The organism is Hafnia alvei (assembly GCF_900095695.1).
GTDB lineage: Bacteria > Pseudomonadota > Gammaproteobacteria > Enterobacterales > Enterobacteriaceae > Hafnia > Hafnia alvei_B.
The window spans coordinates 84,717-109,053 of sequence record NZ_FMIQ01000057.1 but is presented as its reverse complement, the minus strand read 5'-3'; the positions used below and the strand labels follow the sequence as shown (position 1 = coordinate 109,053).

21 protein-coding genes are annotated in these 24,337 nt (G+C 51.3%); 8 read left to right on the top strand and 13 right to left on the bottom strand.

Annotated features, from left to right (window positions below; genetic code table 11):
- Positions 1–25: 25 nt before the first annotated feature.
- The 6 genes from malQ to glgP all read left to right on the top strand — a co-directional run bounded on the left by malQ (position 26) and on the right by glgP (position 12,119).
- Complete coding sequence (gene malQ / locus BN1044_RS15095; RefSeq protein WP_247650331.1) at positions 26–2,188, top strand: 4-alpha-glucanotransferase; 2,163 nt, start codon at positions 26–28, stop codon at positions 2,186–2,188.
- Between the two features lie 343 nt (positions 2,189–2,531).
- Complete coding sequence (gene glgB / locus BN1044_RS15090) at positions 2,532–4,760, top strand: 1,4-alpha-glucan branching protein GlgB (RefSeq protein WP_072309398.1); 2,229 nt, start codon at positions 2,532–2,534, stop codon at positions 4,758–4,760.
- Positions 4,744–6,723: a glycogen debranching protein GlgX gene (gene glgX / locus BN1044_RS15085; protein ID WP_072309397.1), complete on the top strand. Its 1,980-nt coding sequence runs from the start codon at positions 4,744–4,746 to the stop codon at positions 6,721–6,723. Before glgB ends, glgX begins: the two co-directional genes overlap by 17 nt.
- A 63-nt stretch (positions 6,724–6,786) precedes the next feature.
- Complete coding sequence (gene glgC / locus BN1044_RS15080; RefSeq protein ID WP_072309396.1) at positions 6,787–8,070, top strand: glucose-1-phosphate adenylyltransferase; 1,284 nt, start codon at positions 6,787–6,789, stop codon at positions 8,068–8,070.
- Positions 8,071–8,146: 76 nt separating this feature from the next.
- Positions 8,147–9,577: a glycogen synthase GlgA gene (gene glgA / locus BN1044_RS15075; protein WP_072309395.1), complete on the top strand. Its 1,431-nt coding sequence runs from the start codon at positions 8,147–8,149 to the stop codon at positions 9,575–9,577.
- Between the two features lie 94 nt (positions 9,578–9,671).
- Positions 9,672–12,119 (top strand): glycogen phosphorylase, encoded by a 2,448-nt coding sequence (glgP, locus tag BN1044_RS15070; protein WP_072309394.1) that lies wholly within the window; start codon positions 9,672–9,674, stop codon positions 12,117–12,119.
- 116 nt (positions 12,120–12,235) lie between these two features.
- Here the strand turns inward: glgP and glpD are convergent, their stop codons facing one another.
- The 12 genes from glpD to ugpB form a co-directional block, all read right to left on the bottom strand.
- A complete protein-coding gene (gene glpD, locus BN1044_RS15065; RefSeq protein WP_072309393.1) occupies positions 12,236–13,720 on the bottom strand; it encodes a glycerol-3-phosphate dehydrogenase in 1,485 nt (494 codons plus the stop codon).
- 242 nt (positions 13,721–13,962) lie between these two features.
- Complete coding sequence (locus BN1044_RS15060) at positions 13,963–14,361, bottom strand: type II TA system antitoxin MqsA family protein (protein WP_072309392.1); 399 nt, start codon at positions 14,359–14,361, stop codon at positions 13,963–13,965.
- A complete protein-coding gene (locus tag BN1044_RS15055; RefSeq protein ID WP_072309391.1) occupies positions 14,348–14,659 on the bottom strand; it encodes a type II toxin-antitoxin system MqsR family toxin in 312 nt (103 codons plus the stop codon). Before BN1044_RS15055 ends, BN1044_RS15060 begins: the two co-directional genes overlap by 14 nt.
- A 255-nt stretch (positions 14,660–14,914) precedes the next feature.
- Entirely contained in the window at positions 14,915–15,673 is a 759-nt protein-coding gene (locus BN1044_RS15050) for a DeoR/GlpR family transcriptional regulator (protein WP_025799366.1), read from the bottom strand.
- A gap of 46 nt (positions 15,674–15,719) precedes the next feature.
- Positions 15,720–16,556 carry a rhomboid family intramembrane serine protease GlpG gene (gene glpG / locus BN1044_RS15045; protein ID WP_072309390.1) on the bottom strand — a complete coding sequence of 279 codons (837 nt, stop codon included), beginning with the start codon at positions 16,554–16,556 and terminating at the stop codon, positions 15,720–15,722.
- Between the two features lie 47 nt (positions 16,557–16,603).
- Positions 16,604–16,933, bottom strand: coding sequence for a thiosulfate sulfurtransferase GlpE (gene glpE / locus BN1044_RS15040; RefSeq protein ID WP_072309389.1), 330 nt, complete (start codon positions 16,931–16,933; stop codon positions 16,604–16,606).
- Between the two features lie 324 nt (positions 16,934–17,257).
- Positions 17,258–17,713 (bottom strand): hypothetical protein, encoded by a 456-nt coding sequence (locus BN1044_RS23605; RefSeq protein ID WP_175421615.1) that lies wholly within the window; start codon positions 17,711–17,713, stop codon positions 17,258–17,260.
- Between the two features lie 47 nt (positions 17,714–17,760).
- Complete coding sequence (gene ugpQ / locus BN1044_RS15030) at positions 17,761–18,519, bottom strand: glycerophosphodiester phosphodiesterase (RefSeq protein ID WP_072309387.1); 759 nt, start codon at positions 18,517–18,519, stop codon at positions 17,761–17,763.
- Positions 18,520–18,552: 33 nt separating this feature from the next.
- The gene (locus BN1044_RS15025) at positions 18,553–19,629 is read right to left on the bottom strand and encodes a sn-glycerol-3-phosphate import ATP-binding protein UgpC (RefSeq protein ID WP_072309386.1); all 1,077 of its coding nucleotides are present in this window, start codon (positions 19,627–19,629) and stop codon (positions 18,553–18,555) included.
- A 4-nt stretch (positions 19,630–19,633) separates the two neighbouring features.
- Complete coding sequence (gene ugpE, locus BN1044_RS15020; RefSeq protein WP_072309385.1) at positions 19,634–20,479, bottom strand: sn-glycerol-3-phosphate ABC transporter permease UgpE; 846 nt, start codon at positions 20,477–20,479, stop codon at positions 19,634–19,636.
- Positions 20,476–21,363: a sn-glycerol-3-phosphate ABC transporter permease UgpA gene (ugpA, locus tag BN1044_RS15015; protein ID WP_072309384.1), complete on the bottom strand. Its 888-nt coding sequence runs from the start codon at positions 21,361–21,363 to the stop codon at positions 20,476–20,478. Before ugpA ends, ugpE begins: the two co-directional genes overlap by 4 nt.
- A gap of 87 nt (positions 21,364–21,450) precedes the next feature.
- Positions 21,451–22,773: a sn-glycerol-3-phosphate ABC transporter substrate-binding protein UgpB gene (gene ugpB, locus BN1044_RS15010; RefSeq protein ID WP_072309383.1), complete on the bottom strand. Its 1,323-nt coding sequence runs from the start codon at positions 22,771–22,773 to the stop codon at positions 21,451–21,453.
- Between the two features lie 344 nt (positions 22,774–23,117).
- Here ugpB and relB point away from each other — a divergent pair, with 344 nt between their 5' ends.
- Both relB and BN1044_RS24215 read left to right on the top strand, forming a co-directional pair.
- A complete protein-coding gene (gene relB / locus BN1044_RS15005; protein WP_072309382.1) occupies positions 23,118–23,309 on the top strand; it encodes a type II toxin-antitoxin system RelB family antitoxin in 192 nt (63 codons plus the stop codon).
- Complete coding sequence (locus BN1044_RS24215) at positions 23,309–23,485, top strand: type II toxin-antitoxin system RelE/ParE family toxin (protein WP_348771008.1); 177 nt, start codon at positions 23,309–23,311, stop codon at positions 23,483–23,485. The genes relB and BN1044_RS24215 overlap by 1 nt, the downstream gene beginning before the upstream one ends.
- A 148-nt stretch (positions 23,486–23,633) precedes the next feature.
- On the opposite strand, the gene livF is transcribed toward BN1044_RS24215, so the two are convergent.
- Positions 23,634–24,335: a high-affinity branched-chain amino acid ABC transporter ATP-binding protein LivF gene (gene livF / locus BN1044_RS14995; RefSeq protein WP_040046465.1), complete on the bottom strand. Its 702-nt coding sequence runs from the start codon at positions 24,333–24,335 to the stop codon at positions 23,634–23,636.
- Positions 24,336–24,337 lie beyond the last annotated feature (2 nt).

Here is a 24,337-nt window from a genome sequence, read left to right as displayed (position 1 = left end):
CATGCAAGAGAAAACAACGCCACCAATGGAACAAATAACGGAGCATCAGCAGGCCGAGCGTAAGCTACTGGAAAGTTTGGCGGCGGAAGCGGGTATCGCTGCCAGCTACATCAATGCTCACGGCAAACAACAGGCGATCAGCGCGGAAACTAAGCAGCGCCTGTTGGAAGCGATGCATCCATTCACGCCGACTCAGGTCGGCTCGCCGGTTCCGCCGGTGATGGTGTTTACCCAAGGCCGTCCATGTATTCTCAATCTCCATATCACTGGAGAGTACACTTGGGCGCTCGCGCTTGAAGCCCACTCGTCTGACAAACCGGCACATAGCGGCGCTAATCTCCAAGAGAATCTCCAAGGGACTTTCCAAGGAAAAGTACAGCGACGCAAAACGCTGACGCTGCCGCGCGATCTACCGCTGGGCTATCATCAGCTCACGTTAAGTGATGAAACACAGCAGTGGACTTGCCAGATTATCGTTACGCCTCAACGCTGTTATGAACCAGATGCCTTGCTGACTGGCCGTAAACTTTGGGGTGCCTGCGTACAGCTTTATACGCTGCGGTCTGATAATAATTGGGGCATCGGCGATTTCGGCGATCTCAAACAGATGGTGCTAAACTTGGCTAAGCGTGGCGGGGCATTTGTCGGCCTCAATCCGATCCACTCGCTCTACCCTGCTAACCCAGAAAGCGCCAGCCCTTATAGCCCATCCTCACGCCGCTGGTTGAACGTGGCCTACATTGATGTCAACCAAGTAGAAGAGTTTAAACACAGTGAAGAAGCCCAAACGTGGTGGAACAATAGCGAAACGCAGCGATGCCTAAGCGATGCCCGGGCCAGCGAATGGGTCGATTACTCCAGCGTTATCTCGCTGAAGATCAATGCGCTACAGCGAGCATTCCCCGCGTTTATCCAGCAGAAAAGCAGCAATAAGCGCCTGAAAGCGTTCCGTCAGTTTGTTGAACAAGGCGGTAATAGCCTGTACCAACAGGCAGCGTTCGATGCATTGCATGCACATCTGAATGCCCAAGATCCCACAATGTGGGGTTGGCCAGTATGGCCCGATAATCTGCGCAGCGCAGACAGCAGCGGCGTAGCCGATTTTTGCCGTCAGCACGCGGATAAAGTCGATTTCTACCTCTGGCTGCAATGGCTTGCGTACAGCCAGCTGTCTGAATGTTTCGAAGTTTGCCAGCAACAAAAGATGCCGATTGGGCTGTACCGCGATCTTGCCGTTGGCGTCGCCGAAGGTGGCGCTGAAACCTGGGGTGAAACCGGGCTGTATTGCCTGAAAGCCTCGGTCGGCGCACCGCCGGATATTCTTGGCCCACTGGGGCAAAACTGGGGGCTTCCACCGATGGATCCCCACGTTATGGCTGCGCGTGCCTATCAGCCATTTATTGATATGCTGCGCGCCAACATGACCTGCTGCGGCGCATTGCGTATCGATCACGTGATGTCGATGCTGCGCCTGTGGTGGATCCCCTATGGTGAAACCGCCGACAAAGGCGCCTATGTGCGCTATCCGGTTGATGATTTGCTGGCCATTTTAGCGCTAGAAAGCCAGCGAAATCAGTGCATGGTTATCGGTGAAGACTTAGGAACGGTACCCGTTGAAATCATCGCTAAACTGCGTGATTGTGGCGTCTACTCCTACAAAGTGCTCTATTTCGAGCACGATCAGGAAAACAGCTTCCGCGCACCGCAGTCATATACCGTACAGGCGATGGCAACCATCACCACCCACGATCTGCCAACGCTGCGAGGCTATTGGCAAGCGGATGATTTGCATTTAGGCAGGGAGTTGGGGCTTTATCCCGATCTCGAGGTGCTGAGAAAACTGCATCAGGATCGCGAGGCGGCTAAACAAGGATTGCTGGATGGCCTACATCAATATGGCTGTATTCCGCAAAAGGTTGGACGGCGCGCTGAACGCTTAGCCATGAGCCCGGTTCTCAACCGAGGTTTACAACGCTACGTAGCGGATAGCGCCAGTGCCTTACTGGGCCTACAGCCAGAAGATTGGCTGGATATGGAAAAGCCCGTCAATATTCCGGGCACCAGCGACCAGTATCCCAACTGGCGGCGTAAACTCACTAAAACCCTAGAGCAGATGTTTAACGATCCTGATATTAATTTGCTTATCAGCGATTTAGATAAACACCGCCGTAAGGTTTCTGCGGCTTAACCCAAAGCCTCTCCCAATAGACCGCGAAAACGATTTTCGCGGTCTATTTTTTCACTCATTCTTTTTTCCCATTCGTTATCACGAAAAATAACCCTCCGTTTAGCAAATGTATCTAGAAAAGCTGGCTATGCTTAAAAATGGTTAATTTATAAGTTAGCCATCCAATAAAAAAGCCAGCAGACGGTGATGCTGTAGCGATTTGTGCCTTTGTGTTTTTACTCAAAAATTATCGAGTAACACTCACAAAAAATATTCTGAATGGCGGGCATGATGTCTATTAGCAATTATTCAGAAACGAATGATTGAATGATGGATTCATGCTGTGAATCTAAGGAAGAATGCCATGTCCGTACTTCCCAGCAGTCAAATGCTGCAACAGCTTCTAGCGGGTCATTGTGCTGACCCTTTTTCTATCTTAGGCATGCATCAAACATCCAAAGGTTTGGTGGTACGCGCTCTGCTGCCAGATGCAACGTCCGTACAGGTGCTCGATCGCAAAACCACGCGCATGGTTGCTCAACTTGATCGGATCGATGAGCGTGGTTTCTTTACAGGCCTATTGCCTCGTCGTAAAAACCCGTTTGATTATCTGCTCAACGTCACGTGGAACGATCATCAACAAATCATCGAAGATCCCTACCGTTTTGGTCCCCTCCTCGGCGAAATCGATAATTGGTTGCTCACCGAAGGCAAGCACCTACGCCCCTATGAAAGTTTAGGTGCCCATCCCACGCATCTGGCTGATATCAGCGGCGTCAGCTTTGCCGTTTGGGCACCGAATGCGCAGCGGGTTTCCGTGGTCGGCGAATTTAATTTTTGGGACGGCCGTCGCCATCCCATGCGTATCCGACAAGAGAGCGGCATTTGGGAGCTTTTCATTCCCGGTGTGCAGGCGGGTCAGCTGTATAAATTCGAGCTTATCGACGCGCATGGGCACACCGTGCTTAAAGCCGATCCCTATGCCTTTGAAGCGCAAATGCGCCCAGACACCGCTTCGCTGGTAACCCCATTGCCAGACAAAGTCCCGCCAGATGAAAAACGCAGCGCGGCTAATCAGCTCAACGCGCCGGTTTCCATCTATGAAGTGCATCTGGGTTCATGGCGACGCCACAGCGATAACAACTTCTGGCTCAGCTATCGCGAAATGGCGGAACAGCTGGTGCCCTACGTCAAAGACATGGGCTTCACCCATATCGAACTGCTGCCGATCAACGAACACCCGTTCGATGGCTCATGGGGCTATCAGCCGCTAGGCATGTACGCCCCAACGCGCCGTTTCGGTACACCAGAAGACTTCCGCTACTTTATGGATAAAGCGCATGAGGCAGGGATCAACGTGCTGCTGGATTGGGTTCCGGGCCATTTCCCCAGCGATACTTGGGGCTTAGCTGAGTTCGACGGCACCGATTTATATGAATATTCAGATCCGCGTGAAGGCTATCATCAGGATTGGAACACGCTGATTTATAACTATTCCCGCTATGAAGTACGCAATTTCTTAGCCGGAAACGCGCTGTATTGGATGGAGCGTTACGGCATTGACGGCCTGCGCGTAGACGCCGTCGCTTCCATGATCCACCGCGATTACAGCCGCAAAGAGGGAGAATGGATCCCAAACTGCTTTGGCGGAAACCATAACCTCGAAGCCATCGATTTTCTGCGCTATACCAATAAAACCATCGGCGAACAGCGCCCCGGTGCCGTCACCATGGCAGAAGAGTCCACCGACTTTCCCGGCGTTACGCTGCCGCCTGATGCCAACGGTCTGGGCTTCCACTACAAGTGGAATATGGGCTGGATGCACGACACGCTGGACTACATGAAGCTCGATCCGGTCCATCGTAAGTATCACCATAATTTGATGACGTTTGGCCTGCTGTACGCATGGAGTGAAAACTTCGTGCTGGCGCTGTCGCACGACGAAGTGGTGCACGGCAAACGCTCCATGCTCGACAAAATGCCCGGCGATGCATGGCAAAAATTTGCCAACCTGCGCGCTTATTACGGTTTTATGTGGGCTCATCCGGGCAAAAAACTGCTGTTTATGGGCTGTGAATTTGCCCAAGGCCGCGAGTGGAATTTCGAAACCAGTCTTGACTGGCATTTGCTGGAAGGTGAAGACAACTGGCACAACGGCGTGCAGCGTCTGGTGCGCGACCTCAACCATTGCTATCGCGACTATCCGGCGCTGCATCGCTGGGATTGCGATGCGCGTGGTTTCCGCTGGCGCGTCGTCGACGATCATGAGAACTCGGTGTTTGCCTTCGTTCGCCGCGATGAGGCAGGCAACGAAGTTTTGGTTGTCAGCAACTTCACGCCAGTACCACGCGAGCGTTATCGCGTCGGCGTTGAGCACGCAGGACACTATCAAGAAATCATGAACACCGATTCTTATTATTACCACGGCAGTAATTTTGGCAATCAGGGAGGCATTGATAGCCAAGCCGTAGGTAGCCACGGCTGTCCGTACTCTATCGAGATCGCCGTGCCGCCGCTGGCGACGCTCTATTTACAACTAGCGCCTCAACCAGCGTCACCCTCGGAGGCTGTGTCTGATGCTAAAACCCGGTAATCCGGGCCCGTTGGGAGCCCACATCACGCCCGAAGGCGTCAATTTTGCGCTCTTCTCGTCTCACGCGACGCGGGTTGAACTCTGCATTTTTGACAAAACCGGACATCAGGAATCCTACGAGCTTCCGGCACGCAGCGGCGACGTTTGGCACGGGCTGTTACCCGGTGCAAAAGCAGGGCTGGAATATGGTTATCGCGTTCATGGCCCTTGGCGTCCTGAAAAGGGCCAACGCTTTAACCCCGCTAAATTGCTAATCGATCCCTACGCTCGCGAGCTCACAGGTACATTGCCATTGGACGATCGCTTGTGTGGCGGCCTACACGAGCCAGACTGGCGTGACGATCGCGATGTCGTTCCACACTGCATCGTGCGCGAAGAGACCTACGATTGGGAAAACGATCGCCCCCCTCATGTTTTATGGGGGGATACCGTGATTTATGAAGCCCATGTACGTGGACTTACCCAGCAGCATCCGGGAATTCCAAAAGAATTACGCGGCAGCTATGGCGCTCTTTCTCATCCGGTGATGATTGAATACTTAAAGCGATTGGGCATTACCGCGTTGGAATTGCTGCCGGTGCAGCTGCATGCCGATGAACCTCGCTTACAGAAAATTGGCCTAACCAACTATTGGGGCTACAACGTTCTCGCCCCGTTTGCCATCGAGCCTAGCTTTCACTCTGGCCGCAGCAAAACTACCGCACTGAGTGAATTTCGCGATGCGGTCAAAGCGCTACACGCCGCTGGAATTGAAGTCATTCTCGATGTTGTTTTTAACCACACTGCCGAGCTGGACGAGACTGGCCCAATGGTGTCGTTACGCGGCATCGATAACCGCAGCTATTACTGGCGCAATGCGCAGGGCGCGTTGGAAAACTGGACTGGCTGTGGCAATGCGCTGAGGTTAACTCAGCCACATAGCGTGCAGTGGGTCATGGACTGTCTGCGCTATTGGGTTGAAGAGTGCCATGTGGATGGTTTTCGCTTTGACTTAGGCACCGTGCTGGGACGCAACGCTGATTTTCATCGGCATGCCCCGTTATTTATTACCATCGCTCAGGATCCTGTTCTCTCTCGGGTGAAATTCATCGCTGAGCCGTGGGATATCGGCCCCAATGGCTACCAGCTTGGGCATTTTCCTCTCACCTTTTCGGAATGGAACGATCGTTATCGTGATGAAGTTCGCCAGTTTTGGCTACAGGGCTCTATCAGCGCGGGCGCGTTTGCCGAGCGTTTTGCGGCCTCAAGCCAGCTGTTTCGCCATCACGGACGCGCACCGTCGTCGAGCATTAACCAAATCACCGCTCACGATGGCTTTACCCTGCACGATTTAGTGAGTTTTAACGACAAACATAATCTGGCTAACGGCGAGGAAAACCGCGACGGAACTAACAGCAACTACAGCAACAACCACGGTGTTGAAGGAATAGACGCCGATGAGAACATTCAGCGCCGAAGAAACCGTAGTCAGCGTGCGCTGCTCGCCACGCTGCTGCTCTCACAAGGTGCGCCGATGATCCTGGCCGGTGATGAAATGGGTCACAGCCAGCAAGGCAACAACAACGCCTATTGCCAAGACAATGAAATCGCTTGGCTAGATTGGTCCTGCGCAGATACCGCATTAACGGAGTTCACCGCCTCGCTGATTCAGCTGCGTAAGCGCATTCCTGCGCTCTGCGCCAACCGGTGGTGGGACGAAAACGATGGCAACGTTGTTTGGCTGAACGCCCATGCACAGCCACTCACGCCAGATGAATGGCAGGCTATCGCTCCGTCACTGCTACAGATCCAGCTATCTGGTGACTGGTTAATTATTGTTAATCCAGCGCAAGACGACGTCGAGGTTTGCCTTCCTACGGGTCATTGGCAAGCGTCTGCGCCATTCAACGCATTGGATACCGTAAACAACACTGAACGCGTGGTCATGCCTGCACACAGCATATGCGTACTGATTCGTTCATAGCCCTACAACGCGCAGTCCAAGGCCTAAAGAGCGGACTGCACGCATCAAAACAAGGAGTCAGAAATGGTTAAGTCAGAAAATCAGAACCAGTTGATGTTGGCCCGTCAATTACCTCAGCAGTCTGTGGCCCTGATTCTGGCAGGTGGCCGCGGCTCTCGCTTGAAGGATCTCACCAAAACGCGTGCGAAACCGGCCGTTCACTTTGGCGGTAAATTTCGTATCGTCGATTTTGCGCTATCGAACTGCATCAACTCAGGCATTCGTCGTATTGGGGTGATCACCCAATATCACTCGCATACCTTGGTGCAGCACATTCAGCGTGGTTGGTCGTTCCTGAACGAGTCAATGAATGAGTTTGTCGATCTCCTGCCCGCCCAGCAGCGTGATGCGTCAGAACATTGGTACAAAGGAACCGCCGACGCGGTGTATCAAAATCTGGATATTATTCGACGCTATGACGCTGAATTTGTGGTCATTCTCGCTGGTGACCATATCTACAAAATGGACTATTCGCGCATGCTGATCGACCACGTGGAGAGCGGTGCCGGATGTACCGTGGCCTGTATCCCCGTACCGCGTAGCGAAGCGAGCGAATTTGGCGTGATGGAAGTTGGCGACGATCATCAGATTTTGAAGTTTCTAGAGAAACCACAGAATCCACCCGCGATGCCGGGCAACGAAGATATGTCGCTCGCCAGCATGGGCATTTATGTATTTAACGCAGAATATCTTTATCAGTTGCTGGAAGAAGACATGAGTCTCACGGACTCCTTCCACGATTTTGGTAAAGACCTGATCCCCAAAATTACCGCGCAGGGAAAGGCTTGGGCACATCCCTTCACGCTTTCCTGCGTCACGAGTACCGACGAGCACGACGTTGCCCCGTACTGGCGCGACGTTGGAACCTTAGATGCCTATTGGCGTGCCAATCTCGACTTAGCTTCGGTCACGCCAGAACTCGACATGTACGACAAACGCTGGCCAATTCGCACCTACATGGAATCACTGCCGCCAGCCAAGTTTGTCCAAGACCGTTCAGGCAGCCACGGTATGACCATGAACTCCTTGGTGTCGGGCGGCTGTATTATTTCAGGCTCCGTGGTCGTTCACTCGGTTCTGTTCCCTCGAGTTCGCGTTAATTCGTTCTGCACCATTGATTCATCTGTTTTATTACCTGACGTCAACATTGGCCGCTCGTGCCGCCTACGCCGCTGCATTATCGATCGCGCCTGCGTTCTGCCTGAAGGCATGGTGATTGGGGAGAATGCAGAAGAAGACAGCAAGCGTTTTTACCGCTCTGAAGGCGGGGTTGTCTTGGTCACGCGCGAAATGCTGGCTCGTTTATGAGATGAAGTGTTGGGTGTCGCTCCCGGCAAACAGAAAGGCTGACGGGAGCATCACTCAATTTGACTGAGGATTATCGATGTACGTATTGCACGTCTGTTCCGAACTGTTTCCCCTGCTCAAAACAGGTGGATTAGCCGACGTTGTCGGTGCAATGCCTGCTGCGCAAATTGCTCAGGGAGCTAATGTGCGCGTTCTTCTCCCCGGATTTCCGGCGCTGAAAGAAGGGATCCCTGAAACACATGAAGTCGCCACGCTAGATACCTTTGCCGGTCGCGTTACGCTGCGTTTTGGTCATTATCAAGGCGTTGGTATCTATTTGATTGATGCCCCGCATCTTTATGACCGCCCCGGCAGCCCGTATCACGATCAGGCGATGTATGCCTACTCAGACAACCATCGCCGTTTCGGCTTGCTGGGATGGATAGCCGCCGAACTGGCCAGCGGCTGCGACCACTATTGGCGCCCACAGGTGGTTCATGCCCATGATTGGCATGCAGGCCTCGCCTGCGCGTATCTGGCGGCGCGTGGTCGCCCAGCTCGCTCTGTGTTTACCGTGCACAACCTTGCCTATCAGGGCTTATTTTCAGCTCATCACATGGCTGAGCTGTATCTACCACAGGATTTCTTCCAGATCTATGGACTGGAATTCTATGGCCAAATCTCATTCTTAAAAGCCGGGCTGTTTTACGCCGATCACGTCACAACGGTCAGCCCTACCTATGCGAAAGAAATCACCCGCCCTGAATTCGCCTATGGCATGGAGGGGCTATTACAGCAGCTTGAACGCGAAGGCAAACTCAGCGGCATTCTCAACGGCGTTGATGATGCGATTTGGGATCCCGCGACCGATAAACTCATCGCCAACTGTTATCAGCGAGAAAATCTCAAAGAGAAGGCGCTAAACAAACAGCATCTACAAACGGCCATGGGGTTAGAAGTCGATCCGGAGAAACCGATCTTTGCGGTTGTCAGCCGTTTAACCAGCCAGAAGGGATTGGATTTAGTGCTTGAAGCCCTGCCTACGCTATTAAACGGCGGTGGACAGCTGGCACTTCTCGGTGCGGGAGATGCTCCTTTGCAAGAGGCATTTCTGGCCGCTGCGGCCGCCTATCCCGGTCAGGTTGGCGTGCAAATCGGTTATCACGAAGCGTTCTCGCATCGGATTATTGCGGGCGCCGACGTTATTTTAGTACCGAGTCGTTTTGAGCCCTGCGGGCTAACTCAGCTGTACGGGCTGAAATACGGCACCCTGCCGTTGGTGCGCCATACCGGCGGCTTAGCCGACACGGTGAACGACTGCTCGCTGGAAAATCTCTCCGAAGGCAGCGCCAGCGGCTTTGTCTTTAATGACTGCGATACCAAAGATTTGTCGAATGCGCTCCGCCGCGCCTTTGTTCTCTGGACGCGCCCAACGCTGTGGCGCTACGTGCAGCGCCAAGCCATGGCGCAAAACTTCAGCTGGGAAAAAGCGGCCGTGAGCTATTTGGAGCTCTACAGCCGACTTTAGCCCAATAAAGATTTTATCGGCATTGTTGGCGCAAATTGCATAATTTGCCATCCATGCTGTAACCCATATTTTTCATTACCGGGGTGTACTGATTATGACTTCACCGTTTAGCTATACTTCGCCCGTTGTCAGCGTCGAGGCGCTCAAACACTCGATTGCTTACAAACTGATGTTTGTGGTTGGCAAAGATCCGTCCATTGCCAACCAGCATGACTGGTTAAACGCCACGCTATTCGCGGTGCGAGACAGAATGGTCGAGCGCTGGCTGCGTTCTACCCGCGCTCAGTTCTCGCAGGATGTACGTCAGGTTTACTATCTTTCGATGGAATTTTTGCTCGGCCGTACGCTCTCAAACGCCTTGATGGCGATGGGTGTGTATGACGAAACCAAGCAAGCCTTAGATGAAATGGGGCTCGATCTTGAAGAGCTTATCGATGAAGAAATCGATCCTGGGCTCGGCAACGGCGGTCTTGGTCGGTTAGCGGCCTGTTTTCTCGATTCCATGGCGACGCTCGCCCTACCGGCCCGCGGCTACGGTATTCGCTATGAATACGGTATGTTCAAACAGAACATCGTGAATGGGCAGCAGGCGGAGTCACCTGATAACTGGCTGGAATACGGCAATGCGTGGGAGTTCGTGCGCCATAACACGCGCTACCGGGTTCGATTCGGTGGACGTATTCAGCAGGAAGGCAATCGTGCCCGCTGGTTGGAAACCGAAGAGGTGCTGGCGCTGGCTTTTGACCAAATTATTCCGGGCTTTGACACCGATGCCACCAACACCCTGCGTTTATGGTCCGCGCGCGCCAGTAGCGAAATCAATTTAGGTAAGTTTAATCAGGGCGATTACTTCGCCGCAGTGGAAGATAAAAACCACTCGGAAAACGTGTCCCGCGTGCTTTATCCAGATGATTCCACCTATTCAGGCCGTGAGCTGCGCCTGCGTCAGGAATACTTTCTCGTCTCTGCGACGGTGCAAGATATTCTCCATCACCATTGGCAAACCCATCACACTTTACAGAATCTCGCCGAAAAAATTGCTATCCACCTGAACGACACCCATCCGGTGCTTTCGATTCCCGAATTGATGCGGCTGCTCATTGACGATCACAAATTCACGTGGGAAAGCGCTTGGGCCATCGTGGTACAGGTTTTCTCCTACACCAATCATACGTTAATGAGCGAAGCCCTCGAAACGTGGCCGGTAGACATGTTGGGCAAAATTTTACCGCGCCATCTACAGCTTATTTTCCAGATCAACGACCATTTCCTAAAAGACGTGAAAGAGCAATATCCTAATGATGATGCATTGCTCTCACGCGTTTCCATTATCGATGAAACCAACGGACGTCGCGTGCGCATGGCGTGGCTGGCAGTGATCGCTAGCCATAAAGTAAACGGCGTATCTGAGCTACATTCTGAACTGATGGTGCAATCGCTGTTTGCCGATTTTGCTCGTCTATTCCCGAACCGTTTCTGTAATAAAACTAACGGCGTAACCCCACGTCGCTGGCTGGCGTTGGCTAACCAACCGCTGTCAAAAGTGCTGGATGAAAACATCGGGCAGAGATGGCGCACCGATTTAAGCCAGCTCAATGAGCTGTTAACACACATCGACTACCCGACCTTCATTCGCGATGTGCAACAGGCCAAGCTGCACAATAAAAAACAGCTCGCCCTGTATGTCGCGCAGAAGCTTAATGTGGTGCTAGATCCTAATGCGCTGTTCGACGTGCAGATCAAAAGGATCCACGAATACAAACGCCAGCTACTGAACGTGTTGCATGTCATCACCCACTACAATCGTATCCTGCAAGATCCCGAAAACGATTGGACACCACGGGTGAAGATCTTTGCGGGTAAAGCCGCATCAGCGTATTACAACGCCAAGCAAATCATTCATTTGATCAACGATGTAGCTAAAGTGATCAACAACGATGAGCGCATCAAAGGCAAGCTCAAAGTTGTTTTCATCCCCAACTATGGCGTCAGTTTGGCACAGATGATTATCCCAGCCGCCGATCTTTCAGAGCAGATTTCAACGGCAGGCACCGAAGCGTCGGGTACTAGCAACATGAAATTTGCGCTCAACGGCGCATTGACCATCGGCACATTAGACGGCGCAAACGTCGAAATGCTCAAGCATGTAGGTGAAGAGAATATCTTTATCTTCGGCAATACCACCGAGCAGGTTGAAGCGCTGCGTAATAATGGCTATAACCCGCGCCAAATCTACGAACAGGATCCTGAGCTAAACCAAGTGCTCACCCAAATTGCGACGGGCGCATTCAGCCCTGAAGATCCGCGCCGCTATGCAAGTCTCTTTGATTCATTGGTGAACTTCGGCGATCACTATCAGCTACTGGCGGATTACCGTAGCTATATTGATACACAGGATAAAGTGGATGAGCTGTATAAAACGCCTATTGAATGGACACACCGCGCGGTGATGAATATCGCCAATATGGGGTATTTCTCATCCGACCGAACGATTCAGGAATACGCGGATGAGATATGGAATATTAAAGCGGTGAAGTTGTAGAGCGAAAAGCCTCCCCTTCGCAGGGGGAGGAGCAGATCGAGGGTCTTTCAACCATCACTAAACAGTTCCCTCCCCTGCGAAGGGGAGGGTTAGGGTGGGGTCATGTCATGCAGTCGTTATGACTTATGCTCTGCCAGCCACTGCGCGACACGCTGTTTCTGAGCATCATCCAGCCACATACCTAACTTAGTACGGCGCCAGATCGCATCATCAAGCTCAACCACCCACTCTTCGGCAACCAGATAACGCAGCTCAGCTTCATACAGATGATGACCAAAGTGCTCACCCAGCTCTTCCAGCGATTGCGCGGTTCCAATCAGCTGTTCAACGCGAGTACCGTAAGTGCGCACGTAGCGACGGGCTAACGCTTCCGGTAACCACGTAAAGCGGCGACGCAGCTGTGCAGCATAGCTATCGCGATCGGTGCCTAAATCGCCTCCCGGCAATACACCATTTTTAGTCCATGCAGGGCCACAGTTATCGTAATAGCCAGACAGTTTCTCTAGCGCATGTTCAGCCAGTTTGCGATAGGTAGTGAGCTTGCCGCCGAATATGGAAAGCAGCGGTGCTTTGCCATCCTGATCGTGTACGTCGAGCGTATAGTCACGGGTGATCGCCTGCGGAGAATCTGATTCATCGTCACACAGCGGACGCACACCGGAATAGGTCCAGACAACGTCGTCTTTGCTTAACTGTTTCTTGAAGTGATCGTTATAAACCTTCAGCAGGTAATTCACTTCATTATCATCAATCTTCACATCATGCGGGTCGCCGTTATATTCCACATCGGTAGTGCCGATGATAGAAAACTCATCCATCCACGGGATCACAAAGACAATGCGGTGATCTTCATTCTGCAGAATGTAAGCCTGCGGCTGATTATGGACACGAGGAACCACAATATGGCTGCCCTTGATCAGACGGATACCGTAAGGAGATTTCAGCTCTAATCCATTATCGAAGAAATGTTTTACCCATGGGCCGGTCGCATTCACCAGACCTTTGGCACGCCAGGTAGAGACTTCACCCGTGTCTGCGTTTTTAGCTTCAACAACCCACAATCCATTTTCACGATAGGCGCGTGTAACCTGAGTACGAGTGCGAACTTCACCACCGCGCACCACAACTTCTTGCGCGTTTAACAGCACCAAACGAGCATCATCAACCCAACAATCTGAATACTCAAATCCACGCGTTAAGCTGGATTTTAAGACCGATTCAGGGCCAAAGCGCAGGCCTTTGCTGCTTGGCAAGCTGGTACGTTTGCCCAAATGATCGTAAAGGAACAGACCCGTACGGATCATCCAAGCCGGGCGCAAATGCGGCTGGTGCGGTAAGCGGAAACGCATCGGGAAGGCGATATGCGGCGCAAGTTTCAGCAACACTTCACGCTCTGCCAAGGCTTCGCTCACCAAACGAAACTCATAGTGCTCCAGATAGCGCAGGCCACCGTGGATTAATTTAGAGCTCGCAGATGACGTGGCACAGGCCAAATCTTTAGCCTCCAGCATCAGAACGGAAAGCCCGCGTCCTGCCGCATCCGCAGCGATACCGGCACCGTTAATGCCACCACCGATAACGATCAAGTCTTTGGTTTCCACTTTCCCCTCCGGATGCTCGAAACAGTTCTAATTTTGTCGTTGATGATAGAAAAACAATCGAATAATGTTCGTTTACGAGCATTATAATACTCACAAACAAACATTAGCGCCAGAAATTAACCAAACAAAAACATTTCAGCGTGATGAAGATAACAGTTGAGAGATAATAAAATTACATACTGTGTGGGTATTGAGACGCAGAGCCGCCCAAGCTGACGAACTTAGGCGTCGAAAGAGAAAGGCTAGTTACGAATTTCTTCGAGCAATTCTGGATACTTATCAAGCAGTTTTAACAATTTGATGGTTGAGACATGGGGCAGCGCTTTTCCTGTTTCGTAGCGCGAAAATGCGTTCACGCCGCCACCAAAGATCTCACCGGCTTCACTTTGGGAAAGGTTCAGCTTTTTTCGCATTGCCACCACGTACTCAGGATCGATAATGGACGCATTAACCTGTTTGTTGAACTCCGTCAAAATGCTGTCGATACGCAGAGATTCTTCTTTAAAAATCACGCCTTCCCCGCAGTCTAAACACCAATCGGCACCGACAGCTTTAACCACCGTAGGCTGCCCTTTATAGGTAAATGGGATGTCACGGTAATCTTTAATCGTATTTTTAGAACCACATTCAGGGCATTGCATGATCTAACTCCTTAAACGAAACGATGAGGACATCATCAACAACCGTTAATTTCACATAGAGAGACACCTTGTCCAGATGGCAATGGTAGACATCCTGCCAGATGCGATGGTCATCATAAGTTGTCATACTCTTATAGAAATCTTGGGGCGAGAGCTCACAGACAACGCGATACATATCAGCAAGGCCAAAATGTATCAGCTCAGCATCACGATGCGCTGATTTGGTTATCCTAATCATCCCCTTCCCAATCAAGTTCCGTACCTTTTCCAAACTGCAATGCGGCGTTCGCTTCTCCATCTGCTCTCCTTAGCAATATAACCTAATAGGTTAATTTTATCGATTAATAAACCATCAATAACAATTTATTGGAGCTTAAAATTGACTCAAGGACAGCCGCACGTAACTGCGAAACCGATTCAGAGAAATTCGCGAGACTTACAGCGCTGCAGGCGCTTTTGGAATCTAAGGCACATTAAAAAGCGAAGAGAAAAGGCAAAGCAAAACGCACAGACCAAACTGGCTCTGTGCGTTTAGAAATAGAGAGGAAAAGACTTAGCAGATTTCGAGCTGAACTTCGTGCTGCTCGATGATTTTCTGAATACTGGCCGGTGGCTGTTCATCGGTGAACAGGTAATCAATGAGATCCATGTTGCCCAGATTCACCATCGCATTACGGCCAAATTTGGAGTGATCCGTAACTAAGATTACGCAGCGTGAGTTTTCGATAATAGCGCGCTTGGTACGTACTTCATGGTAATCAAACTCCAGCAGTGAACCGTCCATATCAATACCGCTGATACCAAGAATGCCGTAGTCCAAACGGAACTGAGAGATAAAATCTAGCGTGGCTTCACCCATGATGCCGCCGTCACGGGTTCTCACTTCGCCACCCGCCAGTATCAACCGAAAATCTTCTTTGCCCATCAGCAACGTGGCAACGTTAAGGTTATTGGTGACGACACGCAGATTACGGTGATTCAGCAATGCATGCGCGACCGCTTCCGGCGTGGTGCCAATATCAATAAACAGCGTGGCGCCATCAGGGATCAGACTAGCAACGTGTTGCGCAATACGCGCTTTTTCCGCCGACCACATGATCTTACGATCGTGATAAGCCGCATTCACAGAGCTGGACGGAAGTGCTGCGCCACCGTGATGACGCTGAATTTTGTTTTGCTCCGCCAAGTCATTCAGATCGCGGCGAATCGTCTGCGGGCTCACCGCAAAGTGCTCGACCAATTCTTCCGTGCTCACATATCCTTGCTGGCGAACGAGATCGATTATCGCGTCATGGCGCTGTGTTTGCTTCACATCAATTCCCCTGAGTTGCCGGATGTCCGGCGGTTAGACGTTGCTCTTACGCTGATGTCTTGCGCTGATGGTGAGCATCCCAAAACGCCATCAGCAATCCAATCACTAAACCTGCAATATGCGCACCGTTTGCGACCGACATTCCAAACCAATCAAAATGTCCTGCCACCAGCCACAGCACTGAAAAAACCATCAGACCACGTGGCATATTGATGCCCATTTGCGGAGCACGTTCACCACACCACCACACATAGCCCATCAATGCATACACGACGCCAGACAGACCACCAAAATTAGAACCACTAAACAATGACTGCGCCCAGCCGCTCATAAAGGCCGCAACCAACGCAATTTGCAGCAGCTTGCCAGCGCCTAAGCGTTTTTCAACCTGCCCGCCAAGATACCACCACCACATGAGATTAAAGATGATATGCACCGCTGAGAAATGCAGAAACGCATGGCTAACCCAGCGCCAAACCTGAAAATATTGGCTTGAATCAGCAGGCCACGCCAGCCAGTTCATGACTGTCTCATCGCCCAACAGCAGCATTAACAAATAGACCACCACGCAGACAGCCGTGATCCCAACCGTTAAGGGGCCGGTCTGTCGGGTAAAGCTTTTCAGGTAGCTAAAGCTGCTATATTTCAAGCCGCTGTGCGTTGACCCCGCATGCCAGCTGGCCGCCTGATAGCGTGGATGCAAAGGTTCTTGAAGAAAGCGCGAGAGCTCCTGTTCAACCTTCGCCTGCTGGGTGCCATCGGCGAGCCAAAGCACAACTTCATCATTGTGCACTTCCAACTCTAAACGAACGCCCTGCGTCGCCATATAATCAATAAACGCCTGCGCCAGCCTTGGGTTAGGCAGGGAAATAATACGAACCATGAATACCTGCTTGTTAAAATGGGCACCATAATGATGCCTAATAGGCGCTACAGGGATGAGCTCTCGACCTGCTGCGGATAAGCACGGTTCCATGCTTCAAATCCGCCATCGATGCTGTATACCTCTTCAAATCCTTGGTGCAGCAAATACTGCGCTGCGCCACGGCTGCTATTACCGTGATAGCACATCACCATCACCGGTGTATCGAATTCATTGTGTTGCATAAAGTTTTGCAGCGTCTCATTGGTTAGATGAAATGCGCCTGCGGCATGCCCAGCGGCATAGCTCTGCGGATCGCGAATATCAACCAACACCGTTTCTGGTTGTTGTAACTTTTGCTGTGCCTGCTCAACGGAAATAACGACAAACTGTTCCATAACACCATTCCATTACTGTATTCAAATTGCCCGTATTGTAACGAACATGTTACTTACAAAAAACCGCATTAAGCATATGGAATTGTTGCTAAAACCGTAGAGTACAACAACCTAAAGACCTTCAAGAGATTGCGGTTTTTAGCCAGAAATGCAAGAACAAAACGAGCGATTACGAAAATTCATGGCATTTATTCGCTCATTTTTCGCTTCAACTGCCACGCAAAGCAAGATGAAATGCCATAGACTTAAGGGAATAGCATCACAGGAGGTCTTATGAAAAACCTAATACGTGTTGTACTTCCCGCCCTGTTACTTTCGCCATTGTCACTTTTTTGCAGTGTAAATGCCTATGCGCAGTCGGCCGTCATACAGCAGCAACAGCAAATGATCCAACAACAGCAACAAGGTTTTCAGAACCAAAACAACAGCTTCAATCAACAGCAGCTGCGTAATACGCAAACTCAAATCCAGCGAGATAACCAAGCGCAGCAAATACATCAGTTGAATGAAAACATGCGTCTGAATGCCGATCAGCAATGGCAGAATAACAATCAGCAGCGCATGCTCAACAACCAGAATCGCCAGCAGCGCCAACAGCAGCTGCAACTTAATCAGATGGATCAGCAGAAAAAAGTGAATAATCAAAGAATGCTGAACCAGCAAAACACCGTGGATCAGAATAGAAAAAATAACGGTGGGCAGTAGGCCGCATAGCTCGAATACCCCCTCGCAACCTCCCCCTTTGCAGGGGGAGGAGCAGATCGAGATTCTTACAAACATCGCCCTCCCCTGCGAAGGGGAGGGCTGGGGTGGGTCAGCTCCCCAATTTAAACGGATTCGCGGTCTGCGAAATCAGCACCAATCACATCAATTTTATCGGTACAGATGCAGTCAACGCCCCAATCCAGCAGCAACCGAGCGCGTTTCGGGTTATTCACCGTGTACACCAGAATGCGCAATCCCGCAGCTTTGATATCAGCAACGCGTTCCGCAGTCAGCTCATTGTGATCGATATGCAATGAAACGCAGCCTAAGCGCGTGGTTAACGCCAGCCACTCTTCATCCCATGTTTCAAGCAGCAAACCACGTGGTAGTTCAGGAACCGCCTCTTGCGCCGCGGCCAATGACTCAACCGAAAAAGAGGAGAGCAAAGGCGGAACCGGGTGCGTTGCCCACAGCGTTTTTGCAGCCAGCGCAACCACGCGCCCTGTTTCACGTTCAACGCCGGTCGTGGGTTTAATCTCAATATTCGCCGCTAGGCCAAATTCACGACAGCGATCGGCAACCTGCGAGAGCAGCGGCAAAGGTTCGTCGCGAAACGCGCGCCCAAACCAACCTCCGGCATCCAAACTCACCAGTTTTTCCCAAGGCAAATCACCGGCGACGCCCCAACCGTTAGTGGTGCGTTCCAGATTATCGTCGTGCAGCAAAAAAATTTGCCCATCGGCGCTGAGCTTGGCATCAAACTCAATCATTTTATGCCCATACTCTGCGCCAATATCAATGGCCGCTAAGGTGTTCTCTGGTGCTAATTTGCCGCCACCGCGGTGGGCGACGATTTTTGGATAGGGCCAATATGTTGTCATCTTTTACTCCGCCATAAAGGCTTCACTTCTGGTTCACGGCTCGATGCGCAAACCGGTTGTTATATCGAAGAAATGCAGGTTTTCCTGTGGCAAAACCAATCGCAGCTCACTTCCTGACTCAGGCAGAATTTGATGCGGCAAACGCAGGATAACGCCGTGTTTGCCCCACTGCCCGTGCGCTAGATTGTCGGCGCCCAGCAGTTCCAGCGTCATTACCGTAAACGGGTTTCCGGCTTCTGCTTCAGCCGCACGACGCAGATGTTCTGGTCGAATACCCAGCGTCAGCGTTTGCCCTGCCAGCTTGCTCAATGGTTGCTCTAAACGCAGCTGCGGGCCATTGTTAACCTCGAAAGTCTGTCCGTCTGCACTAATCTGACCATCAAGCAGGTTCATCGCCGGCGATCCCATAAAACCTGCGACAAAACGACTGGCTGGGCGATGATAAATCTCGGTCGGCGTTCCTATCTGCTCAGCGACGCCCTTATTAAGCACGATCACGCGCTGAGCGAGCGTCATGGCCTCAACCTGATCATGCGTCACATACAGGCTGGTCGTTTTTAAGCGGCGGTGCAACTGTTGCAGCTCAAGGCGCATCTGAACGCGCAGTTTTGCATCAAGATTGGATAACGGTTCGTCAAACAGGAATACCGCCGGCTCACGCACGATTGCCCGCCCCATCGCGACTCGCTGGCGTTGCCCGCCGGATAACTCGCTTGGCTTGCGGGTTAATAGCGGCTCGAGCTCGAGAATGGCCGCCACTTCTTCTACCTTGGTGCGAATGAGTTCTTTGCCCAAGCCGCGAATTTTCAGGCCGTAGGCCATATTATCGAATACGCTCATGTGCGGATAAAGCGCATAGTTTTGGAACACCATCGCCACGCCGCGATCTTTAGGTTCCTTATGGGTCACGCGGTCGTCATCGATATAGATATCACCACCGGTCGTTTCTTCAAGTCCGGCGACCATCCGCAACAGCGTCGATTTCCCACAGCCAGACGGACCAACCATCACGATGAACTCGCCGTCGGCAACATCCAAATCGATACCTTTGATTATCGCATTCTTGCCGTCATAGCTTTTGCTAACGGTCTGTAATTTTAAACGTGCCATTCAGTTATTTCTCGCTATCAACCAGACCACGGACGAACCAGCGCTGCATACCCAATACCACCAACAGCGGAGGTAATAGCGTCATCAGCAATGCGGCCATCACAAGTTGCCACTGCGTTGCGCTCTCTCCACTCGAGATGGCGCTTTTAATGCCGGCGACCGCCGTTCCCATTGAGGGATCGCTGGTTATCAGCAGCGGCCAAAGATATTGATTCCACCCATAGATAAACGTAATGACAAACAGCGCCGCTAAATTCGTTTTAGAAAGAGGGAACAGCACATCGCGGAAAAAACGCATCGGCCCAGCACCATCGATACGCGCAGCCTCTAGCAGCTCATGCGGCAGCGTCATAAAAAACTGTCGGAATAAAAACGTTGCGGTTGCCGAAGCCATCAGCGGCAGCGTTAATCCCGTGTAGCTATCCATCAGATTTAGGTTTGCCATCACTTCAACCGTGGGAAAAATCCTCACCTCGACCGGCAACATTAACGTGATGAATATCAACCAGAAAAACAGGTTACGCAATGGGAAACGGAAATAGACAATCGCAAATGCGGAAAGCATTGAGACCGTAATTTTCCCCACCGTAATCACGAGCGCCATAATAAAGCTATTCATCAACTGAATACCAAATGGTGCTCCGGCGCTGCCTACCCCCTGATGCCAAACCTGCGAAACGTTATGCCACAGCCGTGAGCCGGGGAGCAGCGTCATTGGCACATCAAACACCTGTTGCTTATCGAGCGTTGCGGCAACAAACGCCACATACAGCGGGAATAAAATCACCATCACGCCCAACACCAGCATAATGTGACAAAACACATCTAAGCCTTTGCGGTTCTCAATCATTGGTAACGTACCTTACGCTCAACGTAGCGGAATTGGATCAGGGTTAACGCAATGACCATCAGCATCAGAACCACCGACTGCGCCGCTGAACTGGAAAGATCGAGCCCCGCAAATCCTTCACGGTAGATTTTATAAATCAGCGTCGTTGTGGATTGCCCTGGCCCACCGCCGGTCGCGGCATCAATAACCGGAAAGGTGTCGAAGAAGGCGTAAACCAGATTAACCACCAGCAAGAAGAAACTCACCGGAGAAATCAAGGGCAGTACAATGTGGAAGAAACGGCGAATCGGCCCCGCACCGTCGATAGCGGCAGCTTCGAGCAAAGACTTAGGCACCGACTGTAATGCAGCAAGGAAAAACAAGAAGTTATAACTTACCTGTTTCCACACCGAGGCCAGCACCACCAAAAACATGGCCTGACCGCTATTTTGCGCATGGTTCCAGTTATAGCCCATCGCACCAAGAAAATGTGATACCAGCCCCAGCCCCGGATTAAACAAAAACATCCACAGCACGGCGGCGATAGTGGGCGCAACCGCGTAAGGCAAGATAAACAAGGTTTGATAAATACGGCGACCGCGCAACACATGATTCACCAGCGCGGCAAAAAATAGCGACAGCACTAATCCAAAAAAAGTGACCAGACCACTAAACCATAGCGTGGTGCGAAACGCGGCCAAATAGTAGGGGTCATGCCAAAGCGAAACAAAGTTTTGCCAACCGACAAACTCACTGGAAAGGCCGAAAGGATCGAGACTTTGCACCGAATACCACAGCGCTTCACCCGCAGGCCACAGGAAGAAAATCGCGGTGATTAAAAGCTGTGGAGCCACCAGCGCATAGGGCAACCAGCTGCATTTAAACGTGGGAGTTAGGGAACTCATAACACCTCAAAATTTGCTACCAGATACAGACACCAGCCAATCGCCCATCTCTAAGGCGATTGGCAAGGTAGAACAAAACTACTTCAACTACTTCGCCGATTTTTCAAAGCGCTCTAACAGCTGGTTGCCGCGTAATACCGCTTCATCCAGCGCCTGCTGTGGCGTTTTCTTACCGGTCCAAACGCCCTCAAGCTCTTCATCAACCACGGTACGAATTTGCGGCATATTGCCTAAACGTACGCCCTTGGTGAACGCCAACGGCGGCTTGTTCAGCATTTGTCGCGTGGCAACATCTGCGCCCGGATTTTTATCGTAGAAGCCCTGCTGTTTGGTCAGCTCATAGGCCGCCGTCGTGATCGGCAGATAGCCGGTTTTTTGATGCCATTCGGCGGCAATCTCTGGCTTGGCTAAGAATTGGAAGAACTCCGCTACGCCTTTGTAAGTCTCAGGCTTCTTGCCGTTCATCACCCACAGGCTAGCACCGCCGATAATGGCATTTTGCGGAGCACCTTTTGCATCGGCGTCGTAGGGCATAAAGGCCACGCCGTAGTTAAATTTGGCATACTGTTTAATGTTGGCCAGCGACCCGGAAGAACCAGTCATCATGGCGCAATCACCGTTGTAGAATTTAGCCGTTGGCTCATCTTTACGGCCAAAGTAGCTGAAATCGCCTTTTTTGAGCATGTCTGACAACAGCTGAATATGCTTCACCTGCAACGGCTTATTAAATTCCAAGCGTGCCGATGGGCCACCAAATCCGTTGTTTTCAGTGGCAAAAGGAACACCGTTCCACGCACTGAGGTTTTCTAACTGTACCCAGCCCTGCCAGCCAGACGCATATCCGCAGCTCATGCCGCTCGCGCGTAGCTTCGCCGCATCGGCTGCCAGCGCCTGCCACGTTTTTGGCGGCTCATCCGGATTTAACCCGGCTTTTTTAAACGCGTCTTTGTTGTAGTAGAGAACCGGCGTTGAACTGTTGAACGGCTGAGAAAGAAGCTGCCCGCTGGCATTATCAGCGTAGTAACCGGCTACGGTTGGAACAAACTGGGACTCGTCGAACGGAATACCCGCATCTTTGAAGACCTGATAGACCGGCTTAACCGCCTGTTTAGCCTGCATCATGGTGGCCGTGCCGACTTCATAAACCTGTAAGATTGCCGGCGCTTTACCCGCACGGAAAGCGGCGATCCCCGCCGCTAGGCTTTGCTCATAGTCGCCCTTGTAAACCGGCACCACTTTGTATTCATTTTGAGATTGGTTAAAACGCTGAGCAAGGCTATCGACCTCAGTACCGAGCTCCGCCTCCATCGAATGCCAGAAGGGAATTTCAGTGACCGCCAACGCCGGAGCGCTGAGGCAAAACGTGACCGCCAAGCTACAGATGCTGCGTTTTATTGTCTTATTCATCATGCTAAATCCCCGTCGAATGAGTGTTATCACCGTAAATGTTGAGTGATAAAGAACGTCTGATTTTCGGGATGTACCATGACATGCGCGTATGACAGAAAAATAACCGATAGGTGAAGGAAATATGACGGAGGGATGACGGTGAAACGCGCGTTCTATACCCCAAATAATTGGAGTAGCGTCAAGGCGGCAAGTAAGTAAATCCCGATGAGATTACTTTAGTAAGTGATTCGGGTGCGCGAACGTAGCCAGCGTCGAAGCTGCTTCAAGTATGGGGGGTATAACTTGGTTTGAATAGTGGAGAACGCTATACTGGTTAAAAGGTCAGCAGTTTTGGAGTTAACATCATGCAGAAAAAACTCTCCCCTATCGTTTCAGAGTTTGAAACTCAGGAACAAGCAGATAGCTACGAGCATTGGTTTAAAGCGAAAGTAGAAGCATCAATGGATAATAATCGTGCCAGATTACCTCATGATGAAGTCATGGCAGGCGCACGTAAAATCATTGCTGAAGCCAAAGCTAAAAGGAAATTAGCCTAATGCTAACCGTCAAATGGACTGACGATGCCATACACGATTTATATACCCTGATAGCTTTCGTTGCCGAGCAAAATCCTTTTGCTGCCGAAGCTTTAATGCAACGAATTGATGACGCGATATTACCTGCTGCCGAACATCCCTATTTGTTTCGATCTGGTCGGGTATTAGGAACCTGAGAAATCGTTGCACATCCCAACTATATTGTGGTTTATCAGATAACCATCGACAGCATTGAAGTATTATCTGTTCTTCATTCTCGACAAGAATATCCTTAAGCTTTACGCAGCGTCCATGCTGCTATGTTCATATCGAGATCCCAGCGCTCTACCCGCCCAAATACGCACTACGTACGGCGCTGTTTGCTAACAGTGCTGAACCGCTGTCTTCCAGCACCACATGGCCGTTTTCCAGCACATAGCCGCGATCGGCCAGTTTGAGCGCCTGATTGGCATTTTGTTCGACCAGAAATATGGTCATACCCTCTTCGCGCAGCTGCTGAATGGTATCGAAAATTTGCAGAATGATGATAGGCGCAAGGCCCAGCGACGGCTCATCAAGCAGCAACAGCTTAGGCTGACTCATCAAGGCACGCCCTATTGCCAGCATCTGTTGTTCACCGCCGGACATGGTACCTGCGCGCTGTATCCGGCGTTCATGCAAACGGGGGAATAGATCATAAACGCGCGCAATGCGCTCTTGATACTGGTGTCGGTCGGCAAAGAAGCCGCCCATCGCCAAGTTCTCTTCAACCGTCATACGCGAGAATACCCGACGCCCTTCCGGCACAATCGCTATTGCCTCACGCATAATACGGGCCGTCTGCCAGTCGGTGATGTCTTGCCCAAGAAAATTGATACGCCCCGAGGTCGCTCGCGGCTCACCGCATAACGTACCCAACAGCGTCGTTTTTCCTGCACCGTTTGCGCCGATGAGCGTAACGATTTCACCTTTCTGGATCTGAATGCTGACGTTGTGCAGCGCCTGAATTTTCCCATAATGGGCTGAGACATTATCTAAAGTCAGCATAG

Bases quoted from the DNA above. Each gene is read 5' to 3' on its own strand.
- livF (WP_040046465.1), bottom strand. From the start codon at position 24,335: ATGCTGACTTTAGATAATGTCTCAGCCCATTATGGGAAAATTCAGGCG.
- ugpQ (WP_072309387.1), bottom strand. From the start codon at position 18,519: ATGACAACATATTGGCCCTATCCAAAAATCGTCGCCCACCGCGGTGGC.
- BN1044_RS23605 (WP_175421615.1), bottom strand. From the start codon at position 17,713: ATGTTTGTAAGAATCTCGATCTGCTCCTCCCCCTGCAAAGGGGGAGGT.
- glpG (WP_072309390.1), bottom strand. From the start codon at position 16,556: ATGGTTCGTATTATTTCCCTGCCTAACCCAAGGCTGGCGCAGGCGTTT.
- glpE (WP_072309389.1), bottom strand. From the start codon at position 16,933: ATGGAACAGTTTGTCGTTATTTCCGTTGAGCAGGCACAGCAAAAGTTA.
- BN1044_RS15055 (WP_072309391.1), bottom strand. From the start codon at position 14,659: ATGGAGAAGCGAACGCCGCATTGCAGTTTGGAAAAGGTACGGAACTTG.
- glgP (WP_072309394.1), top strand. From the start codon at position 9,672: ATGACTTCACCGTTTAGCTATACTTCGCCCGTTGTCAGCGTCGAGGCG.
- BN1044_RS24215 (WP_348771008.1), top strand. From the start codon at position 23,309: ATGCTAACCGTCAAATGGACTGACGATGCCATACACGATTTATATACC.
- BN1044_RS15025 (WP_072309386.1), bottom strand. From the start codon at position 19,629: ATGGCACGTTTAAAATTACAGACCGTTAGCAAAAGCTATGACGGCAAG.
- ugpB (WP_072309383.1), bottom strand. From the start codon at position 22,773: ATGATGAATAAGACAATAAAACGCAGCATCTGTAGCTTGGCGGTCACG.
- glgX (WP_072309397.1), top strand. From the start codon at position 4,744: ATGCTAAAACCCGGTAATCCGGGCCCGTTGGGAGCCCACATCACGCCC.
- glgB (WP_072309398.1), top strand. From the start codon at position 2,532: ATGTCCGTACTTCCCAGCAGTCAAATGCTGCAACAGCTTCTAGCGGGT.
- glgA (WP_072309395.1), top strand. From the start codon at position 8,147: ATGTACGTATTGCACGTCTGTTCCGAACTGTTTCCCCTGCTCAAAACA.
- glgC (WP_072309396.1), top strand. From the start codon at position 6,787: ATGGTTAAGTCAGAAAATCAGAACCAGTTGATGTTGGCCCGTCAATTA.
- BN1044_RS15060 (WP_072309392.1), bottom strand. From the start codon at position 14,361: ATGCAATGCCCTGAATGTGGTTCTAAAAATACGATTAAAGATTACCGT.
- malQ (WP_247650331.1), top strand. From the start codon at position 26: ATGGAACAAATAACGGAGCATCAGCAGGCCGAGCGTAAGCTACTGGAA.
- ugpA (WP_072309384.1), bottom strand. From the start codon at position 21,363: ATGAGTTCCCTAACTCCCACGTTTAAATGCAGCTGGTTGCCCTATGCG.
- ugpE (WP_072309385.1), bottom strand. From the start codon at position 20,479: ATGATTGAGAACCGCAAAGGCTTAGATGTGTTTTGTCACATTATGCTG.
- relB (WP_072309382.1), top strand. From the start codon at position 23,118: ATGCAGAAAAAACTCTCCCCTATCGTTTCAGAGTTTGAAACTCAGGAA.